Origin of the sequence: Vibrio sp. Vb1127, from assembly GCF_033338735.1 — a bacterium.
GTDB lineage: Bacteria > Pseudomonadota > Gammaproteobacteria > Enterobacterales > Vibrionaceae > Vibrio > Vibrio alginolyticus.
The window spans coordinates 12,156-33,705 of sequence record NZ_JAWOTF010000022.1; the positions used below are offsets into that span (position 1 = coordinate 12,156).

Genomic DNA, 21,550 nt, shown 5'->3' on the forward strand with positions numbered 1-21,550 from the left:
TCATCGTTTAATGATTGACAGGCGGTATTGTCTCATAGCTAATGTGGTATATTTTTGCATTCTATTAATAGGTGTTCGCATGCACATAACTGTATCTAGTTCTGATAAAAATGTGGACTCTGAACATCACACTTTTGAACAACCTTCCTTGCTGCTTAAAAATCGTATTAAAAGCCCAGAAGCCCAATCCAAATTAAAAATTCTCCGTCTTTCTGATTCAGTACTCAATTGCCACTGTGTATCACCACCAGCCACAATGTATCTACGTAAAAGGGGGGATTACATATTCATGGTGAATCATTATGAGCATGGCCAACATCTGAAAAATTGTCCCTTGTACTCAGACATAAAAGGTTGCAGAGAAGCGGTAAGTAGAGATATTTCGCCTGAGTCCGAAGAATCAGATTTTAATACCTTTATTTATCACAGAGCTTTCCCTTCTACAGGAACTGATTCAACTAATCCAAAGTCAACTTCAACACGAACGCCCAGTGTACGGCATGGAGAGAGTAAGTTAGAAAGGCTGTATTATCATTTATTAACCGACACACTAACAAATTGGCATTTCTCCGGAAAATCTATGTCGGCTGAACAGCACTTATTCAAACTTAAGAGCTCTGCCAATAAAATCCTCTTTGGAAGTAGTACTCTTGATAAATACATATTTATCGGACCAACAGGTTTGAGATACGCTTTTTCAAAACTCTATCGTAAAATCGGGGCTGGGTGGAAAGGCCCTGGACGCCCACAAGCATTTTGCATGTTCATCACCAATACTATTGAGTTAAAAGAACATTCTTTAGTAATTGATGACACGTGTCTGTCGTTTACCCGTTTGGTGAGCCCTTTAGCCAAATCGGCACTTAAAGAAGTGGAAGGACCTTATTTCGTCTTAGCAACCTTATGCCAAATGCACTCTGAAAGAATTAAGCTACACACCGTTTACATCCAACCAATCGTTTCATTGACAAATCAGGTACCTATTACTTCATCATTCGAACGCAGGGTTTTTACCGCACTAATATCTAAAATCGATAATGGCTCAAAACGTTACAGTATTCAGAAAATACTAACCACTCAGATGCAAAGAAACACTTCGGACTACTCCACTCCGAGCTTTATCTTGCAACTGAAGAATAATCATGGAAAAGTGATTTACCGGAGTATGGTTCAAATTGACGATTCGATTTATAACTTAGATAGATTTAGTCGCTCACCCATTTCTCTATGGCGTGTTAACCACTCAATGACAATATCCCCTGATGAGCCAGTAGATATTGCCACAGAAAAGATTCTTTAAACTATACGAGTTTTGACGTTACTCGAGCTCATTCGGTCAGACAGAGATCGACGTTTAGGGAAAACAACTATCAAGAACAAAATCGGCACCGTTAAGCAAATTAGAGTACCGAACAAACGATACACATAAGTAGAAACCTCAACGTTCTCACCTTCTTTTCCTTGCACCTGAAGTTTGAATATTTTTTCCCCTAACGTCCTCTTCAAAAGTATGTATTGGCCCATCATCGTAAAGAAAAAGAACACATAGAAATAACCTATGCTTTGGATAGTCAACGCATTTAGATCAAAGACGTAAAACTCTAAAATACCGAATAACAAGCTAATCAAACAATAGTCGGTTACAAATGCCAATAATCTCTTTATCACGTACCAACTCCGTTTAATAAAATATGTTCTTTAACCCTATTGATACAATCAATGTAAACATCTTTGTCAGTCATATCATCGACTTCACCCTTCCTCTTGATGAGTGCTTTCATATCTGGGAACGACAAAACCTGTCCTAGTGCAATATTCAATTCATCATAAGGTACTGAATCACCTAATGCCTCTTTTACTTTTCTTCTGACATGAACATCTTCGGCATCACTAGCTAATGACCATACTAAGCCAGGAGGTAACACCGATACGATAGGTTGAATAATTGGCGCTTGTATTTTCTTCAGCTTACCTATGTACAAGAGTCCGCGCCCCATGCCATTTAAAATTCCAGCTTTACCGACATACGATTCTATAGATTCAAACTCATCATCTGTTAGCTTAAACTGTTCCTTAATCACCCGTTCTGTACCTACACCTGGGATGTTGCAAATGAAGGTATTAGTAGCCAAGTCGCGGATAGATGGAGGGAAAGCTTCGTACATCTGTGTCAATAAAGTGATGATCTCACGATACTTACGCGCTGTTTTTACTTCTTTATCAAAGTTTTCATCTAACTCAGGACATTGAGCCTGTTCGTATTCGTCTTGGAAGTAATACTTGGGTAAAGGCTTTTTCGCTCGAGCAATTCGAAGTGCACGCTTATAAAACACAGGATCTGCATCATTTTTTACATCATCTTCATGTACCCAGAAATGCCTTTGAGCTAGACCTTTTGCAAGAATAAACCATGCATTTTTCATCGCTGCTGGGGCGGAATCTACAACTGGTTTAGCGTTTACAAACAGCATTGAAAGGTCAGAGTAATCTACCATCGGATATGAGCCTAAAATTGCGCTATATCGATCTGTCATCAGCTGCACTGAAGCACCAATTAGGTCCAGTAGTTTTTCTCCTCCAACTTTGAAAGAACCCATAGCGCTTTGCTGTTCAGCCGACTTTACCTCTTTGGGTAAGTCAGAGATCAGCGGCCAAATATACCTATGAGCTATTTTTGACAATCTTAGGAAATATTGTCGTTGAGCGTTAGATATACCTTCTTCATTCGATGCTTTGTATAGGGCATTACGGGCGTTTAGGTAGCTGTACGACGACTCGCTCTTTAAATGTTTTTGTACAAGATGGTGAGCAAGCTCTTTCTGTATTTTATCGACGCCGGGTTGCGAAGGGTCAATTTTCCTAGGCTGTGAAATAGCCTTTGCTACCATACTGTCAATTATTGCTGAAACACAGTTATCAAGTTGTACGTGGATTGGCTGTTTCGAGCCACCATTGACTATCTTAGTAACAAAAGCAGTCGCAGTGTTGTTCTCCGGCTTAGCCAATTTATTGTAACCATATTGTGGCTCAAGCATGTTGTAAGCGCTTGTCTTTTCATTGGCAAGACTGATTGCCCCTACTTTAGCTCTATCCTCTTTCTTCAGGTTTGCCCTAACAGTTTCGGCAGTGAATAATATTGACTCACCATAGTCGACCCCCGCAATAAGAGGCAACGATGTCGTTCCAGCTAAGAAATGCATTGCCCTGGTTAATACACCAGCTTGAACTGACTTACCAGAACCCATAGATCCACTAACTAAATTCAAGTGATGTGACTGTGTTGAGTCAAAGTCAATAGGCCATGGCTTGCCATCAGGTGTGATATAGAGCAATACGCCGGAGTCCCACGGCGAGGCAGGACGTATGATTGGAGCGGACGAGAAGGCTGTTTCAATACTGTCATTACTCGCTCTCCCAACAGGCCTTGAGCTATAGCCAGGTAAAGAGGATAAAAGGCCCTCTATAGGAAATGAGCACATACGTTGCCTTTCCCCTCCCCAACCTCTAAGTGCACTTTGTACGGCTTTGAAACGTGTATTAGTTTCCGTTTCGTTATCACCCCAAACAGTCACCGACATATAACACTCTACTGCACACCCTCCTTCTTGAATGAACTTTGTTGTCTTATTACAGGCTTTCAGAATTTCACTTGATATTGGGTTAGTTTTAGCAACGAATGTGGTGAGACTCGATTTAGTCATTTTAGAGGTTTGTATACTTTGGGAGCCAGAAACCAGAGTGTACGATATACGCATAGGAACATCTCTGTTAACACGGTTTATAAAACTCCTCATTAACATAGGCTCATCCCCGACTAAGTAACGCTCAAGCGTGGTATAGCAGTGACCATTGAAAAACTTAAAGTCAGGTCTTTTAGCATCCTCAAAAGGCTGTTCTACTATCTGCGAATGTATGGAGCTATGCCCAATCTCATCAGTATCAACCTTGTAGGTATGATTGCTCATTATTTTAGGAGATGATTCTTGTCGTGTGGAAGGTTTCCAACGGTCCTGGTTTTCAAAGTCTCGGTATAGAAGATCTCTGATTTCCTTTAATGCACGATGAGACTCTAGTTTTTCGAATAGAACGTACTCAGAAAAAATATTAGTCATTTCTGTAACAAAAGAACGATGCTGGTCGTAAATCTGCATCGTTTCTACCCAGTGATTCTGGGTCTTAGAGCTACTGCTTAAACTGTGACCATATTCATCTGCCAATTTTTTTCTATTTTCATTACCCTCTTTGATGTTTGGTCTATCAAGAGTTTGGGGTGTCGTAGTCAATACAATATAGGTCATCTCTGGCTTAATTAGCTGAGAAATGAGGCTCTTTTCAGTCTTGTTTAACTTCTCATTTTGGTAGCCCATCGTTTTTGATACAGAGTCCACTGTATTAAGACACTTGTTCACAAAGCTCTCAGAACGACTTGAATCAATATCGATAACAAAATCTATTCTGTTTCCACTGTCTGTAAAATTTTGTCGAGCTCTACTTGCCATAAAGTCAAGTATGGCAAGCTCCTGCTTATTTGAGTAGAACCTGTAAGCCCCGTTCAACTTTAGTAGGGTAACCATTGAACCATCGTGAGTTAGCAGTGAGTGAGGGTCAATGCTTGATGTTGTTTCTAATTGACAAATCTCATAGGGTTTATAGGCGATTAGATTCGCTAAAAATGAAAGAGCTCCCATTAGATAGTTAACCTCTTTACTTTCTTCGCAATAACTGGTTGAGTATCCACTCTTCTTGTAGATAGGGCTGTGATTAATTCACTCATTTGAGCTTTCTTATCCGCATCATCTAGCTGTTCAATTTGATCTAGTTTAATGACATCCTGTACCCCAAACGAGTTATGAAACTGTGAGTTAAGCTTTCCGAACACATTCAAATCTTGAAGCTTTTTGTATGTCTCGGGCATTTGACCATCTGAGAAAATTTCTAGCGGTTCAATTTCCATTTTCTACACTCCGATATCTGGCATTGCGCCAAATTTTTCTGCAATAATATTGGCTTTTTTTACATCTTGGCTACTTAACCAAACCCTTGCCGCACCGACACCAAACCCACCGCCGACGAAACCTGCTTTCATAAACGCTTCCGCAAGTTTGGAGCAAATAATCCTGTCATATGCTCTGAGGTACACTCCCAGGCCAGTAGCTTGTTTTTGACTTCCTAAGTGGACTTTATCGGCTAAGGCACACCAAATATTTTCACTGACCACACCTTTAGAGTAACTATATCTATTTTTTGATAGGTCTATTTCAGGCCTTACATCCAACTTACCAGCATTAGTTTTCAGGCCTCCCAAAATTTCAACCTCACAGTAACGTAAAATATCAATAACCTCTGGAAGAGCAGCCCATATTCTCGTTGTAGATTTCACACCTTCGATTCCAAAGGTAAAACTTTGAGCTCGCTTTGGGTCGATAGACTTTACTTTGATATTTAGAATTGCAGCAGTATTTTTATGGAGGTTCTTTAAACCTATTATGACTTTTTCTGTATCAGGGAGTAGTACTTTGTTTTTATATCCAGCAACAATTGGCCCATCGCTACTAAACGTAAATTCTTCCCAATTGTTATCCAAAGGAAAGTTTTGATTCATTAAGTATTCGAAATGCGCAACCCTTGGTAAGGTATAATGATAGATCTTTCCGTTTGCAGACTTTACAGTACCTTGGAATGACTGATACGCATCATTTAATGCCGCTTTAGCTGAAGCGTCTGCGAGTTCACTTATATTTAGTAGTTCAGAAGGTAGGAACCCTTGTGATTCCAAGTATTGTGGGATTTCACCACCAAGGCGATATCGAAGGTAGTCCGGATTAAGTTCGAATTTACCCTGTAGATCTGCAGCAATTGACTGAACTAGCTTTGCTAAATGTTGAATACCTTCAATATCTTTTTTAACATTCAACTCCCTCATTATCTGTTGTAAAGACAACCTTAAATATTGCGACGAACGTAAGTTAGGTACTTTGTAGAGGGCTTCTTTTTGAAATATAGAGTGTTGAATGTTAGTTACCCAAATTGTAGACATCTCCAAATCAGAATAGGAACTAAACTCCTTCACCTTGCCATCGACACAAGAGAATCCACTCCTAGGTTTTTTTTCATCGTTGAATATCGCTACGCCATATGTGTTCATTAATATCCTATCCTTCTAAACTAGAGATATGGTTGTTCACTATTTCTGGCCAATTGTTTGGGTCATAGAAATCTGAAAAGAAGTCTTGGTTCCTACTCCACTCCTCTATCTCTCGAGAAAAGGGATCTGGAGTAAACAGCAACCTTAAATGAGGGTACTTTAACTGACGTTCGGAATACTCTTTGTCATCCATAGCACGAAAGTCTTCAGCTAGTGCCCTAATGTTGGTTATTTTGTACACTTGACTTACTTGCTGCGCCGTAGCAGAAAGAAGCTCGATCCAGAGCCCTGTATCGCGTGCAATACGCAGAAGCGTAGTACCGCATTTTTCTGGACCTTGGATTTTTGCTAAGTAATTTGCAACCCAAGATATTCGAACGTAAGCATTGAGCTCCTCCTGGGTCAAAGAGGGACAAAAAACTAAAGTGGCAAGTTTATTATCTGCAACAAAACCCAGATGTTCACACATATGACATAGAGGGCATTTACACTCAAAGTTAATGATTTCGTTATGTTTGTGATTCCCATCCTTGTGATGAACATGTTGATACTTTTCTGAACGAAAATGGCAATCAGTACATCGATAGTCAACATCTGATAAAAACTCCACCCTTTTTAGTTGAAAGTCTTTATCATCAGATGGTTCTGGTGGTTCTGATAAACGCCATTGATGGCTTCTACTAACACCTATGAACATTACTCACCTATATATGTCATTTGTGGATATTTTACAATACCCCAATTATCATAATAATTGGGATGATTAACAAGGAATAATTTGGAGAGGCGTTAAGTAAGCGCTTATGCCAAGATCGAACTGAGTACTTTTCCGATTGATATCTTTATAACGTGGGCTGGTGAACAGTAGAGGATGGCGAGCGATTATGAGTAAGGATGTGGCTTCTTTCTTTATCTGTTGCTTATAAATGCTGATGTTTCGGGTTATCGATTTATGCTACGCCATAGCTGTTTAATAGTGGCATTTGTATGATGCTTGCGGTTAGTGAACCATTTCCGATACAAAACGCCATCGGTCTCACCGATATTACCTTGATTACCTGCTAACCAAGCTCTATGCAACTCACTTCTAGCAACCAGCCGCCTAAAACTTCTTGGCAAGAAAAGCTGCTCATACCCAACAAAATAGGCTCGCTCGCATATCAGTTTATATACACTTGTCATACAGTTTTCCTTATCCAGTTAATGTTTCTTTTTAGGTTTCAGCAGCGTCTTAACTAGCTTATCTATCTTACGCTTCTGCTTGTACATGGGCGGTTGTATAGGGCAACATCAAAGAGATCACTTAGCTCTCCAACAGCATCACCAGTTTTAGTCGGGTTTACTGACCTTTAAGCACCACCCACGGTTCTTCTAGTGGCCATAGTGTCACATCAACCGAGTGTCTAGTTCTTATGTTGAACATGGCTCCCTCTTTGTTATCAAGTTGTTCTGATGGCATTAATCCATTTGAATCGCCTATTTTGACCGTTGTCATAAGCATGTAGGAGTAATTCAATACCTTTTACACAATCTAGTTGTTTACAATGTCATTTTTTGCCGTTTTTTCCGTAGATAAAACCATACACTGCAGTAATAAAAGCGAAAATGAAGAACCACATTAAATTTTCATTCTCGATTAGAGTTTCTAGAGAAAAATCTAGGACAAATCGGACTAAGAAATAGGCACTAGCAAGGGCTGAAACGTTAGTAATAAAGTCCGCGAACTTCCGGTGGTTAGTTTTTGGTTCTGGCATGTTTGTTTCCAATATTGATTACAGTGCTTGAACGGGTTCTTCTAACCATTCGAATAAAAGAGCTTCATCCAGTTCAGGAATAGGTACACCTCGTTTCATTACCAATCTGTAAATTGCCTTGCATTCGCTGTCATGTTCGGACATTAAAGACTGCGCTTTACCCAAGGTATCTATATCGGGTTTACTCGGTAATGCTTCGGACACCGCACTAGCTTGCGCTTTCAGACCTTTAAGTGCATTTGAATATCGTTGTCGTTCGCTTTTGGTTAACATCCTGATTTCCTTCTTCGTTAATCACACTCCTGTTAAAGGCACTCTACTGTGTTATAAGTACCTTTTGCACAAGCTTGAAGTTTCCTAATTGGCTTTTTTGCTTTTTCGAGGGGTCGGCCAAGCAGGTTTGCTCTTGTCTTCACCCGACAGAGGAATAGATGAGGCATTAGTTTTACGGCCAACTTTCATCAACCTTTCAGATTCTTTTGCTACAAGTTTTCTGTGTTCTTTTTCGACTAAATCCATGTTCATTATTCCTATTCTGCTTTAGCGGTAAAATCTGAGAGTGTCTGAGTCACAATATGACTTGTTTCTTCACCATTACCATAGGTATTTACATTCTTTGGCTTAGAGAGCGTAAAGGCCATTAACAATGTACTTAAGTCGTTAGCATCAACAACGCAATTACCTTCACTATCTGCATTTTGTAAAGCCGCAGCACTTAGCCTTTCAAATGCGTCATTAACGCCTTTGGTGTTTACGTCTACCATCCGATGTTTCCTAACTAGATTTAGATTGTTCAGTTGCCATTAGATCAACACACTTCGTCAACTCGTTTAATTGGTTGCATAAATTGCTAACATACACGAGATCCATTAGAGCGTAGCCATTTAGAATATCTAGCGCTGCGTCTTCACTTTCAGATTCAAGAGCAATTAGTGCTTTCAATGCTAATGTTTCCGTTGGATAGACTCGTTTTATCCATTCAGCCTGTAACTGATTAAACTCATCAATAGAAATGCTTGCCGAACCGTTTTCACGTACACGCTTACGTAGAGTGCTTATCATGTTCGTCATTTCATTTTCCCATCACTTATTTGTGTTCAATATCTGCTTCGGAGTGAACTTTATATTTCTCATCACAGCTATCACAGGTAAACACTTCACCCGCAGGGTTGCCAACGAAACCAGATTCTATTTCACCGCAATGTGGACACTCCAATTCAACGCTTGTAGCGAATAACATTGTCTGTACTTTCAAGTTTTCCGTCATCTCGATTTCCTCTATATCTTCAGGCAGCTTACGGCTGCGAATCGGTGGTTGTTTACACCGCTTTGCGAAGCACTTTGAAAAACCGACTAAAAAAGCTTCCTGCTTCTGTCAAAGGCACTCTTAATAAGTCTAAGTACCTTTTGCAGAAACCCATTTTCCTATTCTTCATCACCAGTGTACTGTTCACAGCAATCAGGGCAAACCAAATCTCCGCCTTGCCAAACGCACTGTGATTGACAGTTTGGGCAGAACAACCCCGACAGTTTCGATTCATTTTCCATTAAATTTTTTCAATGCCGCTATTGCGGCCTATCCTTTTTGTGATTGTGTTGGTTCAAGTTTCGAGTGAGAAAAACCCACAACATGATAAAGAAAGCAATCCAACCACTCGCAACAACGAACCATGTGATTGGATTTGGTGCGCGATCAAATACATTTGATGCATCAAATAACATTCCTGCGGCTTGAGCAAAAGTCAGTAAGCCCATTACAATTAGATTGATCAATAATCCAATAGCTACTTTTGCATTCTCGCCCATCTGCATAAATCTCCTTCAATTTTCCTGCTGTGGCTGGCTAGATGAATACAGCTCTAGCCATCGTTTAATTTCATCAGCTTCGATGTTTGTTAGTTTAAGGATATATTTGTAGTTTCGTAATTCTGAACCTTCAAAAACAACATCTTCTAGTTTATGACGTACAAAGAGATTATCAGCATTTATGCCTATCATTAAGTCGTGTTCCGGTAGTGGTCTAACAAGCGATATGACTGCGCCGCCATGTGATTTAAGTTCCTCTAAAACGACCATGATGTTTCCCATTACTGTTTCGTAAACATTGAGCGCAGGTGCTCTAGCTCCGCTCCACCAGCTTCAACTTCTGGTTCTAGGCCAAGTGTGTTCATCATTTCGACCCACTGATGAGGGTCTAATTCATCACCCATTGCACCCATGTCGTCTTTATCTTCGGCTGGAACTATCATAACCAAGTAGAATTCGTCATCTTCCTCACCAATGACATCTTCCACGTAAATACGTTGACCACTTTCTGAAACATAAACTGTATCTGGTGTAGGTCGTTTTCCGTGTAAGTTTCTCATTTGTAGCCTCTACTTAGATTGAATAGCTTCGATGAACTTGATACGCCATTGGTTTAACTCTTTCGTTGGAGCGACATAAGATTCTCCATCATCAGCTTGCCCTCCGATTTGCAATGCTCGCTTCCATCCATCAGGATCACTCAGGGCTGTTGAATGTTCTTCCATTGTTAGATTGGTAAGTTCGAACAACAAGTGCTCTAAATCCTCTCTACCGACGGTACGATATATGTGGCGCAGAGCTGCTATACGACTCTCATTGTCGTTTAACTTCTTCATGAGTTGTTTTGCGTTACGAGTTCTTTCTGTGGACTCTGACGCTCTAGACAAGACAGAAAGTTGTTGAGCTAACTCAAGCGATTGAGTAGCACAATATAGGCTTTGGTCATGGACAACTTGTTCGTATGACATATCACTTACCTCGCTAATTTCATATTGAGGATATGATAGCACACTACAGACGTGCTGAAAGTTGTTTTTTATCCAATTCTTATCTACCGCTCCCCAACTCAATATGCGGTAACAACCGCGATTATATTGTTCAATCTCAATTTCTAATTCATTGAGAGCCTTAATGGTATCCTGAGCGGTTCTGCGTGGCATTCCTGTTGTTTCTATGATCAGCGGTACGGTGTTTTTGCCCGTATCAATTAAGTATGCCACCATAAGCCTACGAAGAAACGAGGTTTGTGTTTTGCTTGGTTTTTCAGTCATGCAAGCCTCAAATAACAGGGTTTGATAAGAGTTCTGATACGGTTTCTTGCTGGTTAAACCAATGATAGGTATCAGAGCATCGCCACCTCATAGTTTCTGCCATGTAGGGCATAATGTAGGCAAGATTCTGGTTGTTGAATACTGGCTCATGGTGACCGCAACGATTCCTAAACTTCCTGATGACGTAGCACGCATCTTTAAGCTGTTTTCGTAGCTCTGGTGCAGTCAAGGTTTGAGGTGCATTAGGAAATACATCATTGATATATGGCTTCCAAATACGCCCATCGTGGCGTTTGGTTAACATGTTCTCAAAGAATACAAATTTTAGTTCAGGCAATAGTTTACCTACACCGTTATAGCCACCCGAAAGCGCTTGATTCAAAGTATGTTTGTCTTGATTATTAAGTGAGTTCACAAAAACCGAGTTAGTAGGCCAATCTTGTCCATACCGCTTTGATAACGCCTCGGAGATAGCATTGCGCAGCGCGACTTCGTAGATATGTAATGGAAAGAAAAATCTTGAGGCCAACTGAGCATTCCACTCATAGAGTTGAAGCGCGGTAATTGGACAGTCAGCTCCTTGAGCTGCAATAATGGCATTCCGGTATGTAGAAAACCGACTCACCGACAGAGTTTGTTCAATAGCATTGTGAGGCATTGAAGCTCCTTGAATATCGTTGGTTATTGACCTGCAGGGCAAAATGGCCTAATATACGTCTTGAGAGCTTTGGATATCCCTGCTTCGGCAGCCCACCAAAGACATATGATAAAGAAAAGACCTGCGCTTAGCGCAGGTCTTTTCGTTTTTAGGGTACAGCAATGTATTTAAATGTCTTCAACTCCAGACGCTTGGCATTCTCTCTAGCAGCAGCTTTGGTGATGAACGGGTACACTCCATTAGCTTCTAACTTATGCAGTGATTCTTCTACCGAGTCCACTAACCAGACATTACCCACACATGGTGGCGTGCCGCCAATCTTCACATGGCTAAGGCCTCCATGCTCATCAATGGATGAAACCGTTTTGTTCTCAACATAGTTCAGTTCGACTTCTACAATTGAACCGTCAGTTTTATAGAATTTGGGAATGCGATGCCCCGTTGTCAGTAAATATCTCATAACTTATCTCTAGTCTCGAAATGTCCATTGGCGAACTTTTTTCATGCGGTTAATTCGCGCCTCTTTTGCTTGCTCTCTCTTCTCCCACCATTGTACAAGCGGGGAATATTGAGACAAATCCATCGCCAGTACCTTCATTATGGTGTCTACGGAAAGTCCACTTGTAAGGCAGATATCTTTGATGCTGATGTCTGATTTATAGGCTTCGATGACGTATAAGCGAGTTAGACTTTTTCTATTAATGCCTATTTCTGATAGCTCAGCATTGGCTATGAGTTTGTCTACATAGCGGTTGAGCGTATAAGGAGCGTAATTGACGGCTCCACCAGCCTTTGTCCCTCGTTTTTGGATTCCGAAGGGCTGGAATGTATCGGGATTCACAATAAATAGAGCTGTAGGACACAACCCCAAATAGCTATCAAGCGGTGAGGTTAAAACTTGTTCTGCCTTGAGTAACATTATGTACTGTTCAAGCGACTGCTTTAATCCATCGTGTGAAAATAGAACTGGCCTTTCTCGCCCGTTATACGCTCGTTCTGCATCGATAATGAATAGCTCATTTAGCTCACCGTTTGCTGATATAAAGTCGCTCACAACCAAAGTGGCTATTTCTATTTCGCGCATAGCCGCGGTTGTCATCAATTGAATAATAAGCTTGTTCACCAATGTCCAAGGGTTCGCTCGGCTCAAGTTGCTCGTAACCAATTTTTTGAGTTCATTATTCGATAGAGGTCTTCCGTCCAAAGTTGCCTACCAACGCAATATTACTACTATTAATGCGTTATTATGGCAGTGTTTGTACAAAAAGACTACAACTTAACGTCTCAAATCGAGCTAAGTCAGCTAGTTATAAGGTTCATAGGAAACTCACCTACAGGGCGTATTACGCCACTAGGAGGATTTGTCTGCTTCAAACTGAGGAATATGAATCTTCACCTCTTCGAGAAACGCTGCGTGATCGAGACGCTTCACATAGTAGATGGTTTTTGTGTAATAAGCGGGGACACGTTTATCAGGGCAAACCTCACCTTTAGTGTTGTGCTTCATGGCATACATGTCCTGATGCACTTTGCGTTTGATACCCAGAAATGTTTTCCAAAATGTAGTTGGTATTAGCTTGTCGTCGGACAACCTAAAACCAGCTTCGTTAACGGCTTTCGTCCACTTGTCGATCAGTTCTCTGTATTCTTGATAAGTCATCACTATCTCAATGTGAATTACGCTAGAAAAGCAGGATTGTACCAAACGTCATCGGTCAGAGAAGAGAATCGAACAAACGACTGTTTGATGTATTGGAGAATGGGTTCGATTGAGATCCAACGTCTACCTGTGACCTCACAAGCTTGAGCCGTGGTTCCCGAGCCACCAAAAGGGTCTACGACTAGGCCACCAGCAGGGCAAAGATATTTGACTAGAAACTCTGCCAGTCGATACGGCATCTTTGCGCCATGAGTTGGCATTCCATGTTTTTTTGCAAAACGATTGACCGCTTCGTTATATTTGCACTTATTCGCAAAATAAAGCGTGTTTGAGGCTAGCTTGCCTTTTTCCAAATCGCTGTTGCTATAGTCACCGACACTTTTGCGGTGTGCTCCGTCAGAATTCACGGCGGCGGTACGTGTTCCCCCGTTGCGCACGAATGCCTTGTGACGGTCACTATGAGGAAGTAGGACACGCTGATTGTTGCTTTGTAGCTTCAAGGGGTTGTTTGTGAAGTGGAGACAGAACTCGAAAGAAGCTTTCAACATGTGACGATTTAACGAAGTCCATGCGTAAGGTGTAGGCGCTTTATTGCTCTGCCATATCAGACGATCGACAAGCCATAATCCCGCATCTTCCATCTCAATGATGAGTCGTTCTATATGGGTCTGTCGCGCTGGCATCCCTTTGTGAAAGGAGTCTTGTCCGACATTGAGACAAATGCTTGCCCCATCAGCCAATCGTGGCGAGATTTTGTCAATGATGTTCATAATGAACGCTACCCACTCTTTCGCTTGGCTTGTACCGCCGTAATTTCGGGATTGCTGTAGTACATAAGGAGGTGAGGTAAGTACTAAATCAATATCTTCATCGATGATGTCATTGCCAAACACACTCTCACTCTTTGAGCAGATCATGATCCCCAATGACGTGGACATGGCTACAACACTTTTTGCTTCTTCAATGGTGTGAAGCTTATCTTTGGCACTTCCGCAAAGTTCCCAAACACCTTTATCTACTGTCGGAGGACATTAAAGTTTGAAACTTTTCTATTTCCGAAGTGCGTTAATATCGTGGCTAAAAGAACCCAATACTGACAATAAAGATCGACACTTAGATTCAATCAATGTGGCTATCCAACGAAAGTGTGACAACAAAGTTTGAAACTCGCTTTTGGACAGAAATGAGTTAGAGCCGACCAACGGCTCTGTGCCATTTGCGGACGTTGTTAACGCCTAGGTCACATGCTGCGCAAACTAAGGCACGAAGAGTTTGCTAAACTGCCGAAGGCAGAGCAAACCGAGTGACGTGTTAGCAGTCATGTGCACCGACTTGTTAGATTTCATTTAAAGAGTTAATGCCCTGTTCATGTAGTTTATTTAAACCATCTTTCATTGCTTTAACTTGCTCTATTGAATGACCCTGCCAGCTTGATACTTCACCTACAACTTTAAATGAATGGATTGAACGATATGACATAGTTGGATTCCCTGGGAACTTTCTATCCGTTAGGTCAGGATCATTTTCAATTGGACCTGTTGGCTCAACCAAATAAATTCTTTCGCGACCATTACCTAGGGCAAGCTCTGCTCCCCAAATGGCAGCATCTAGTGTAGCTGTCAAAAATATATACTTAGCCTTATTATTTTGTCCAAAATTTGAATTAAACCCTGTTTCTATAAGATCTCCCAATTTAAGATCTGCTTTGGTTCCATGAAAAAACGTTTGAGAAAAAGGTTTTGCATTTTTTTGGGCATTCTCAGTCATATCTTTTTTCCTAGTTATGGTTTTTATACTAAATATTGCGAAATTATAGCTAACATGAAATCTAACGTTTTAGTATTTATTTACACATGAGTGTAAATAAATCATTTGTTGAACGGACGGCGACTTGTGAATCACTGTATTGGAATCATTTATGCTAATGGAATTTGCTTTTTTAAGCCTGAGGATGATTGATGACGTTATCCGATTTATCTTCATCATTGCATTCCATTGTCACTGTCGTTCAGTCGATTAATGGTCTTAATTTACGTTACTTTTCTGGTTAATTGCAAGTGTATTTTTTACACACGCAAGCGCCAGTCTATCAGGCGGCATTCAGTCTAATATTTGCGTAAATGGTTTGACGTCATCATTGTTTAACTTGAATCCAATCCTCTTATCTGTTGCGTTAAGGGGAGCACGATAGCGACGAATATCAATTGCCCTTGATGGCAGTGCGAGCAAACCCAATGCAGTTTGGTTTCCACGTTATCCATGGCGATTTTATCGGTTAAATCACGGCACTGTGCTCGAATGAGGGGGATGCGCTTGTTACGACAAGCATTGGCTAAAAAGCCATAATGGCGAATACGCATAAAGCCTTTAGGCAGGACATGTTGTAAATAGCGCCGAATGAACTCATCCATACTTAAGGTCATGAATTTGGTTTTATTGTTGTCACGATAATCCTTGTAACGAAAGCGCACACGACTGGCGTTATAGTTCACTAATCGTGATTCAGATAAGGCACCTTTGCGGGTATAACGTGCAAGATAGTGCAAGAGTTGATGTGGGTAGACACAGGCTTTGCTGTACACGCACCAAGTGGCGGGTAATGACGGTAGCGCTATGGATTGTGCCTTGAGTGCCGCTATCATTTTACCTCGAAACACAGTGGATAAAGCCTTAACAGGATAGAGATAACCTTTAGTGATAGGTTGCCACTGCGATTGTCGATTGAGGCTACCTGCGGGGATTAAACAATGCACATGAATATGTTGGCTGAGGTTTTGCCCCCAAGTATGCAACACACAAGTCATGCCGAGTTGACCCTGATGACGATGGGCAGCGAATGTCATGAGTGTTTGCCAAAGGCTCTTAAATAAACAGTGATAAAGCACGTTAGGTGCATAGTGTGCGATTAGGTTAAGTTCATGCGGTAAGGTAAACACTAAGTGAAAGTAAGGGCAAGGTAGCAGTGACATCGCTTGTTTGGCAATCCAAGCTTGCGTGGCTTGTCCTTGGCAGCGAGGACAATGCCGGTCTCTGCAACTACAACTAAATTGCTCCTCATGACCACACTGGTCACAACGCCACTGTTGATAACCGAGTTGTCCTGTTCTACACGCCAAGATATGTGCACACACTTGATATTGTTGACGGGTTAATCGGTGCTGTTGTTGGTAATGCGGTAATCCTTGGCTGAGAATATCCGCCAGATGAAGCGGTGGCATGCGTTACTGCAAGTTGGCTAGTAAATCAACGCCCCCATGCCCAAGCTCTGGCAACCAATGCAGATAGCACTCGGTCGTTTTAATGCTGCGATGCCCAAGCTGGTGCTGTAATTGATGCAACGGCATCCCTGCCTCTAATTGATGCGTGGCATAGGCATGGCGTAACTGATGCGCGTTCACTTTATCCTTAAGCCCAAGCTGTGCGGCGATTTTTTTCAGTGCCTTCGTATAGGTGGAGCTACTGAGAGGTTGGGAGGCTAACCAGCGAGAATAGAACAGCCACTCTTTGGGGTGATAGGCTTGCCAGTACACGTGGAGTTGATGCAATACCGTCTCAGGAATCACCACATAACGAGACTGGTTGCCCTTGCCGTGTTCAATAAAGGCCGTTTTACGTTGCCCATCAATCTGTGCCACTTTGAGGTGGGTTAATTCATTTAAGCGTAATCCACAGCCATAACTGAGCATTATCATGGTTTTTAAACGTAAATCTTGGCAATGGTGAATCAGTAAGTGGATATCTTGTCGGCTTAAATATTGGGGTGGCTTATGCCGTTGCTTGGGTAAAGTGATGGCTAATTGCAACGGCCGGTGGAGTATGTGTTTGAATAAGAAGAGGACACTATTAATTTGCACCAATTGGCTCGCTCGGGTTAATCGGCGCACCTCAGGCTCATTAAAATAGTGATTCAATTCCGCATCCGTGACTTGCGCTAAGGATTTACTGAAATAGTTCTCAATGCGCTGTAAGCAACCACAGTAGGTCTCGCGAGTTCGTTGTGAATAGCCCATGAGTTCAATTTCAGTGGCGACTTGTTCAATGAGAGAGTTCATTGTTACCTCCAGATTAATGGGTTAAATCTCAAGGTAAGTGTGGTCGTTGATTGGGATGTTTGCGACTCCGCGCAGCGGCTTAGTTCAACAATTTAATAGTGTGCAAATCGCGCATATTTCTACCACGTAATAGCTCACTTTTCTGGTTCATACGTTTTTATCAAATTAGCTAACCTTTTGCTAGCTATGAAAATATTTGAAAGTTAATGACGTGGTCTAAGGACAAAAATGCGCAAATTGCTCATTTACCTGAATATGGGGGAAGTTTGTTGATTTTGGATATAAAAACGGTATCAGCTGAACATTTTTCACCGTCCGCTGATCGCTCATTTGCGACGCTCGACTAGACTTGTTTTGGGGCATAAATGTGTTGACTCGTTTTTTTGTAAGAGCCTCTTGCAAAATTGGGCAGTGGGATTTGTCCAGCAGCCTGTTGGTCAATTGCGAAACAATTTGCTTCACAAATGAGCTGTCCTGAATTTAGTCAACAGCCTGTTGACCAAATTATTCTTATGAAGGTTTACTGCGTTCTAAACACGTTTAGGAGCAGAAATGAGCCGTTTAAGTAACCTCAAGCCAAAGCTTAATGTAATGAGAATAAGGAAAACGACTATGAACATAAATATTGGCTTGTAGAAATTAAACGGTTCTTCAGTACGGAAAAAGTACTGATAGATACTATCTCCAGCAGCAATGCCTAATGCGATATAGCACTTATCGGCAACTTCCTTTGTCATATATCCTCCTTCGCATATAACGCATTTTATACGGCTTTTCATAGTCCTATCATGCAGCCTTTTCAATCACAGTTCAATTAATAATCAATAGTTTAATGAGATGTTATCGGTATTAGATTGCAAAATGACGTATGATTTTTAAAAAGCTTACTTCGACACTTCCTCGAATAACTACAAGTAAGGCAAACGTACAATCACAAATTGTGAGTAGACTTTCGCGCAGAGAAGGAATGGGGCAAAATCGTCTCAGAGAAGAAGGCAAACTACGACAAATGGCACCGAAAAGTTTCGTACTTTATTGTCATAGTTCTAATCTTTATTGTTCGAGTTTCAAACTTTGTTGTCCACCGACATGTGCTTCCATACTTATCAGAATCCAATGGCCGACTCACTGAACTCTAGAATGAAAAACATACTGAGTAAGTGAAGATTTTAATTCAGATGACTCGAAGCGGTCTTCGCCAAAGGTCGGCTAAACAAGCGGTCTGAATACCCACTCTGCTAATTACAATAGCAAAGCGGATCAATATAGCAACTTGTTTTTGATTAGATTTGCTTATATCGGCAGACTTGGCACTTTAGGCCACATAGGAAACTCGCATTACCCCTATTATTTCGAGGTAATGCGAAATGCGGTTAACTTGAGCGAGTATGACCAAAGAAAGAGCCGTTTCTTAACTTCTAAATTTCTCTGTTTCATGGGCATATTTGGGTCGGAGAGTTTTGACTGCTCATCACCGTGTTGCGCGCATTAGTGTAAAACTGGTAGATTAGAATTTTAATAAAATAAATGTTACATCTCTAGATTTTGAACGAATAACCCTTCACGATTCTTATACTTGTTAACGGTTCTTATATCGGTAGAAACGTAATCACCACCTTTATTATCAACTTGTCTAATCTCGTATCCTCCGCAATGAACAGAAATATTCGCTTCTATTGAATGCTCATTTGTTGTTTCACCATTTACTTTCTTTGCTGACGAAACCCATTGGAAGCAATACCTATCTTGATTATCTAAATATTCCGTAAGAGCAACTGATGTCCCTTTATCCACTTCGAAATAATCAATTGATAATATCTTTGATATGCCAGGATATTGGTAAGATGGGCTCTCTACTGTTGGTTCACCTAGTTCGGTTTGATTAGCACAGCCAGTAATAACTGATAATGTCGATGCCATAAGTAGTATTTTCTTCATTTTTGTTCCTTGTAGATGAAAAAATTAGCCCCACGATCTATTAACGCTTTCGATAGTGGGGTTGTGAATGTTTATCTAATTGTTTACGTTTTGAAGGTCACGATAATCAACAGACTCATCAGCACTTGAGATGCTTGCAGCCTCACCGAACATTGCTATGTAAGCACTAGGGAAAGTCAAAGCGGCCCCTGCGATACCACAGATTAAAACGAATTTTCCTACGCCCTTACTTTGTGGTGAGCTTTCTCGGCTATTCCATGCCCAGGTTGCAAGGCTAATGACAATCATTGCAATACCAATCCATAAGCCTATGGTATATGTAGCACTACCACCTGCAGCTGAAATTGCATCCACGTTTTTTGCAGCTTGCTCTAGCTTTGTTTCATTGGCTGCCATCGTAGTTACAGAGGTTAGTGCTAGAGCGATACCCAGGGCACCGGACCATTTCGTTAGTTTATTCATAGTTACTCCGTGCTATCTCCTTCATCGAAGATATAAGTTGTGTTAGAAGAGAGGTTTGCCCGACCAGATGAGTCGAGTGTTATAGGGTCCACTGTGTCACTAAAGGTAAATACCTCACCCACTAGATCTAAACCACCGTGGAAAGTTAATAATGCGCCAGCTATTGAGAAGGATATTGGCCATAGAACAGAAACATCATTATCCGCTTTGTTTGCTTTGTACCAACCGATGAAACCAAACACGACAAGACCGAGGCCAAGTACTGCTCTCAAATTCCAGAGAACTGCAATCCAAAGTCGAACATGTTTAATTACATTTATTCCGCCATCTGCAATGGTGGAGTTATGCGTTTCTGAAGCGAATGAACTACTGGATAATGTGTAAACAAACATCCAATACCACTTTTTCATCGAAGCGCTCCAATACAGTAAGTATCTGAACAGATTGTTCCGTCAGCCGAGATTTCTCTAACAGTTCCAATGAAGTCGTAGTATTTTCCTTTTTCTACGGAAATAGTTCTTTCGCCAGAGGTCTTGGTAAGATTTACGACTAGCGCACTGTTTAGGTCCTGCGACTTAGTGATCATTGCGTAGTCAGGAAGAAGAATTCGCCCATCCTTGTATGTTACTCCCGTACTTGGAACTACCATTTTTGGCGCTTCTATTGGCTGTACTACAGTCGAGCTAGATGCTATTGCCATCGTTGGCTGTACTACTTTGCTATTTACTTCTGTATTTTTACCAATATGTTGGGTGGTAGTCTTAGCAACCTGTACTGCCGTTGGCTTTCTAATCGATTCTTTAGCAGGTTTTACAACTTTCTTTTTAGACTGCTGAGAGCGTCGAAGGTTGGCTAGTTCAGTCGGCGTGTACTCCTGGCGTTCTTTATCAATAAAGTATTTGCTGCCAATAAGTAAAACTCCGTCTTCTCCCTCACCTTTAATGTTGGTGACTTTATGGTTGCCAATTTTTGATTTGAACGGCTCACTTTTGTAAAGAGTGATGTAATGTGGAGAGTTATCGGATCTATCTGGTGCACGTACAGCAAAAACCCCCTCAGCAATCTCATCCACAACGTTGAATTCTTTTAAGCGTTTACGCTCATTACTTCGCGCTGCTTTCGTATGTCCGTTTGAAAGGCTATTGTTTAATTTAGCAAACTCGCCTTCAAATGAATTTACATCACTTTCCAATTTATCCAATCTATTGGTTAAACTAACGTTAAAAGTTTCTTGAGCAGAATTAAATTGATGATATGGCTTCAATTTCATTGTAATTGAGTCATCAATTTGTTGCTGTAAGGTCGAACTGATCGTCTGTGTAATATTCTGTGACGCAGCTTTCGAGGTTGACTTCACAATCTCACTTTTTTGCTTACCAAATTCATCCTTTACTTTGCTAGGAATGTCTATTTTAGTAATGATTGATTGAGCGATTTCTTGTCTTTGTAATTCAGTGATAGCACCAAACTCTTCAGACTTAGTAATCACATCTATTTCAGTCTTAATGAGTTCAGGCAATGATTGCCTGAGAGCGGTGATCTCACGCTCAAGATTTCTCTCTAGCTTTTGTATTTCTTCTACTTTGGAAGGGCCTCCAAAATCTGGTATCAAACCCATTTTATGTGCAGCTAAACTAGCACCACCAACAAGCAAAGTAGCTCCTACGACATAAACGAGTAACTTTACTTTTGGCTTTGCTGAGCTGCTTTGGCTTTTATTCGCTTTGCCAGCATTTGCGTCTTGAGCTTCGTTATCGCTCATGATGATCGCTCCTTGTTTTTAATTGAAGAATGTATTATATAA

At 41.0% G+C, this 21,550-nt stretch carries 28 protein-coding genes and 1 pseudogene; 1 reads left to right on the forward strand and 28 read right to left on the reverse strand.

All coding sequences use genetic code 11. The annotated features are described in order from the left end of the window. The first annotated feature begins 79 nt into the window (after window positions 1–79). The gene (locus R7H07_RS20195) at window positions 80–1,300 is read left to right on the forward strand and encodes a hypothetical protein (protein WP_138058898.1); all 1,221 of its coding nucleotides are present in this window, start codon (window positions 80–82) and stop codon (window positions 1,298–1,300) included. On the opposite strand, the gene R7H07_RS20200 is transcribed toward R7H07_RS20195, so the two are convergent. From R7H07_RS20200 to R7H07_RS20335, 28 genes and pseudogenes are all read right to left on the reverse strand, one after another. Continuing rightward, on the reverse strand, window positions 1,297–1,668 hold the full coding sequence (locus R7H07_RS20200; RefSeq protein ID WP_054574970.1) for an RDD family protein: 372 nt from the start codon (window positions 1,666–1,668) through the stop codon (window positions 1,297–1,299). The genes R7H07_RS20195 and R7H07_RS20200 overlap by 4 nt on opposite strands. Next, the gene (locus R7H07_RS20205) at window positions 1,665–4,688 is read right to left on the reverse strand and encodes a hypothetical protein (RefSeq protein WP_025634884.1); all 3,024 of its coding nucleotides are present in this window, start codon (window positions 4,686–4,688) and stop codon (window positions 1,665–1,667) included. The genes R7H07_RS20200 and R7H07_RS20205 overlap by 4 nt, the downstream gene beginning before the upstream one ends. Then, window positions 4,688–4,954: a hypothetical protein gene (locus tag R7H07_RS20210; protein ID WP_025634882.1), complete on the reverse strand. Its 267-nt coding sequence runs from the start codon at window positions 4,952–4,954 to the stop codon at window positions 4,688–4,690. Before R7H07_RS20210 ends, R7H07_RS20205 begins: the two co-directional genes overlap by 1 nt. Window positions 4,955–4,957: 3 nt before the next feature. Beyond that, window positions 4,958–6,145, reverse strand: a complete 1,188-nt coding sequence (locus R7H07_RS20215) for a hypothetical protein (protein ID WP_025634881.1) — start codon at window positions 6,143–6,145, stop codon at window positions 4,958–4,960. A gap of 7 nt (window positions 6,146–6,152) precedes the next feature. Next, on the reverse strand, window positions 6,153–6,842 hold the full coding sequence (locus R7H07_RS20220; RefSeq protein ID WP_025634880.1) for an HNH endonuclease: 690 nt from the start codon (window positions 6,840–6,842) through the stop codon (window positions 6,153–6,155). Window positions 6,843–7,692: 850 nt separating this feature from the next. Next, window positions 7,693–7,899, reverse strand: coding sequence for a hypothetical protein (locus R7H07_RS20225; RefSeq protein ID WP_025634878.1), 207 nt, complete (start codon window positions 7,897–7,899; stop codon window positions 7,693–7,695). An 18-nt stretch (window positions 7,900–7,917) separates the two neighbouring features. Continuing rightward, complete coding sequence (locus R7H07_RS20230) at window positions 7,918–8,172, reverse strand: hypothetical protein (protein WP_025634876.1); 255 nt, start codon at window positions 8,170–8,172, stop codon at window positions 7,918–7,920. Between the two features lie 84 nt (window positions 8,173–8,256). Further along, the gene (locus tag R7H07_RS20235) at window positions 8,257–8,418 is read right to left on the reverse strand and encodes a hypothetical protein (RefSeq protein WP_154216209.1); all 162 of its coding nucleotides are present in this window, start codon (window positions 8,416–8,418) and stop codon (window positions 8,257–8,259) included. An 11-nt stretch (window positions 8,419–8,429) separates the two neighbouring features. After that, window positions 8,430–8,663: a hypothetical protein gene (locus R7H07_RS20240; protein WP_025634875.1), complete on the reverse strand. Its 234-nt coding sequence runs from the start codon at window positions 8,661–8,663 to the stop codon at window positions 8,430–8,432. A gap of 10 nt (window positions 8,664–8,673) precedes the next feature. Continuing rightward, entirely contained in the window at window positions 8,674–8,970 is a 297-nt protein-coding gene (locus tag R7H07_RS20245) for a hypothetical protein (protein WP_025634874.1), read from the reverse strand. Between the two features lie 16 nt (window positions 8,971–8,986). After that, window positions 8,987–9,166, reverse strand: coding sequence for a hypothetical protein (locus R7H07_RS20250; protein WP_077284295.1), 180 nt, complete (start codon window positions 9,164–9,166; stop codon window positions 8,987–8,989). A gap of 299 nt (window positions 9,167–9,465) precedes the next feature. Next, complete coding sequence (locus R7H07_RS20255; RefSeq protein ID WP_025634870.1) at window positions 9,466–9,711, reverse strand: hypothetical protein; 246 nt, start codon at window positions 9,709–9,711, stop codon at window positions 9,466–9,468. Between the two features lie 9 nt (window positions 9,712–9,720). Further along, window positions 9,721–9,987 carry a hypothetical protein gene (locus R7H07_RS20260; protein WP_025634869.1) on the reverse strand — a complete coding sequence of 89 codons (267 nt, stop codon included), beginning with the start codon at window positions 9,985–9,987 and terminating at the stop codon, window positions 9,721–9,723. Then, entirely contained in the window at window positions 9,987–10,265 is a 279-nt protein-coding gene (locus R7H07_RS20265; RefSeq protein ID WP_025634868.1) for a hypothetical protein, read from the reverse strand. The genes R7H07_RS20260 and R7H07_RS20265 overlap by 1 nt, the downstream gene beginning before the upstream one ends. 435 nt (window positions 10,266–10,700) lie before the next feature. Next, window positions 10,701–10,976, reverse strand: a pseudogene (locus R7H07_RS20270) (helix-turn-helix domain-containing protein); the annotation flags it as partial. A gap of 7 nt (window positions 10,977–10,983) precedes the next feature. Next, the gene (locus tag R7H07_RS20275) at window positions 10,984–11,634 is read right to left on the reverse strand and encodes a hypothetical protein (protein ID WP_025634865.1); all 651 of its coding nucleotides are present in this window, start codon (window positions 11,632–11,634) and stop codon (window positions 10,984–10,986) included. A gap of 148 nt (window positions 11,635–11,782) precedes the next feature. Further along, on the reverse strand, window positions 11,783–12,094 hold the full coding sequence (locus R7H07_RS20280; protein WP_025636511.1) for a hypothetical protein: 312 nt from the start codon (window positions 12,092–12,094) through the stop codon (window positions 11,783–11,785). Window positions 12,095–12,103: 9 nt separating this feature from the next. Next, window positions 12,104–12,757: a hypothetical protein gene (locus R7H07_RS20285; RefSeq protein WP_138058890.1), complete on the reverse strand. Its 654-nt coding sequence runs from the start codon at window positions 12,755–12,757 to the stop codon at window positions 12,104–12,106. A gap of 228 nt (window positions 12,758–12,985) precedes the next feature. Continuing rightward, the gene (locus tag R7H07_RS20290) at window positions 12,986–13,294 is read right to left on the reverse strand and encodes a hypothetical protein (protein ID WP_025636508.1); all 309 of its coding nucleotides are present in this window, start codon (window positions 13,292–13,294) and stop codon (window positions 12,986–12,988) included. A gap of 17 nt (window positions 13,295–13,311) precedes the next feature. Continuing rightward, on the reverse strand, window positions 13,312–14,232 hold the full coding sequence (locus tag R7H07_RS20295) for a DNA-methyltransferase (protein WP_077284293.1): 921 nt from the start codon (window positions 14,230–14,232) through the stop codon (window positions 13,312–13,314). Between the two features lie 397 nt (window positions 14,233–14,629). Continuing rightward, window positions 14,630–15,061: an NAD(+)--rifampin ADP-ribosyltransferase gene (gene arr, locus R7H07_RS20300; protein ID WP_077202317.1), complete on the reverse strand. Its 432-nt coding sequence runs from the start codon at window positions 15,059–15,061 to the stop codon at window positions 14,630–14,632. A 374-nt stretch (window positions 15,062–15,435) separates the two neighbouring features. Continuing rightward, entirely contained in the window at window positions 15,436–16,512 is a 1,077-nt protein-coding gene (locus R7H07_RS20305; RefSeq protein WP_077202318.1) for an IS91 family transposase, read from the reverse strand. Window positions 16,513–16,515: 3 nt separating this feature from the next. Beyond that, window positions 16,516–17,346 carry a tyrosine-type recombinase/integrase gene (locus R7H07_RS20310; protein ID WP_077202319.1) on the reverse strand — a complete coding sequence of 277 codons (831 nt, stop codon included), beginning with the start codon at window positions 17,344–17,346 and terminating at the stop codon, window positions 16,516–16,518. 530 nt (window positions 17,347–17,876) lie between these two features. Next, window positions 17,877–18,083: a hypothetical protein gene (locus R7H07_RS20315; RefSeq protein WP_077202320.1), complete on the reverse strand. Its 207-nt coding sequence runs from the start codon at window positions 18,081–18,083 to the stop codon at window positions 17,877–17,879. A 793-nt stretch (window positions 18,084–18,876) separates the two neighbouring features. Then, a complete protein-coding gene (locus R7H07_RS20320) occupies window positions 18,877–19,284 on the reverse strand; it encodes a hypothetical protein (protein WP_025634014.1) in 408 nt (135 codons plus the stop codon). 75 nt (window positions 19,285–19,359) lie between these two features. Next, window positions 19,360–19,746 (reverse strand): hypothetical protein, encoded by a 387-nt coding sequence (locus tag R7H07_RS20325; protein ID WP_025634012.1) that lies wholly within the window; start codon window positions 19,744–19,746, stop codon window positions 19,360–19,362. 2 nt (window positions 19,747–19,748) lie between these two features. After that, entirely contained in the window at window positions 19,749–20,156 is a 408-nt protein-coding gene (locus tag R7H07_RS20330; RefSeq protein ID WP_025634011.1) for a hypothetical protein, read from the reverse strand. Further along, entirely contained in the window at window positions 20,153–21,508 is a 1,356-nt protein-coding gene (locus tag R7H07_RS20335; protein WP_077202321.1) for a hypothetical protein, read from the reverse strand. The genes R7H07_RS20330 and R7H07_RS20335 overlap by 4 nt, the downstream gene beginning before the upstream one ends. Window positions 21,509–21,550: the final 42 nt, after the last annotated feature.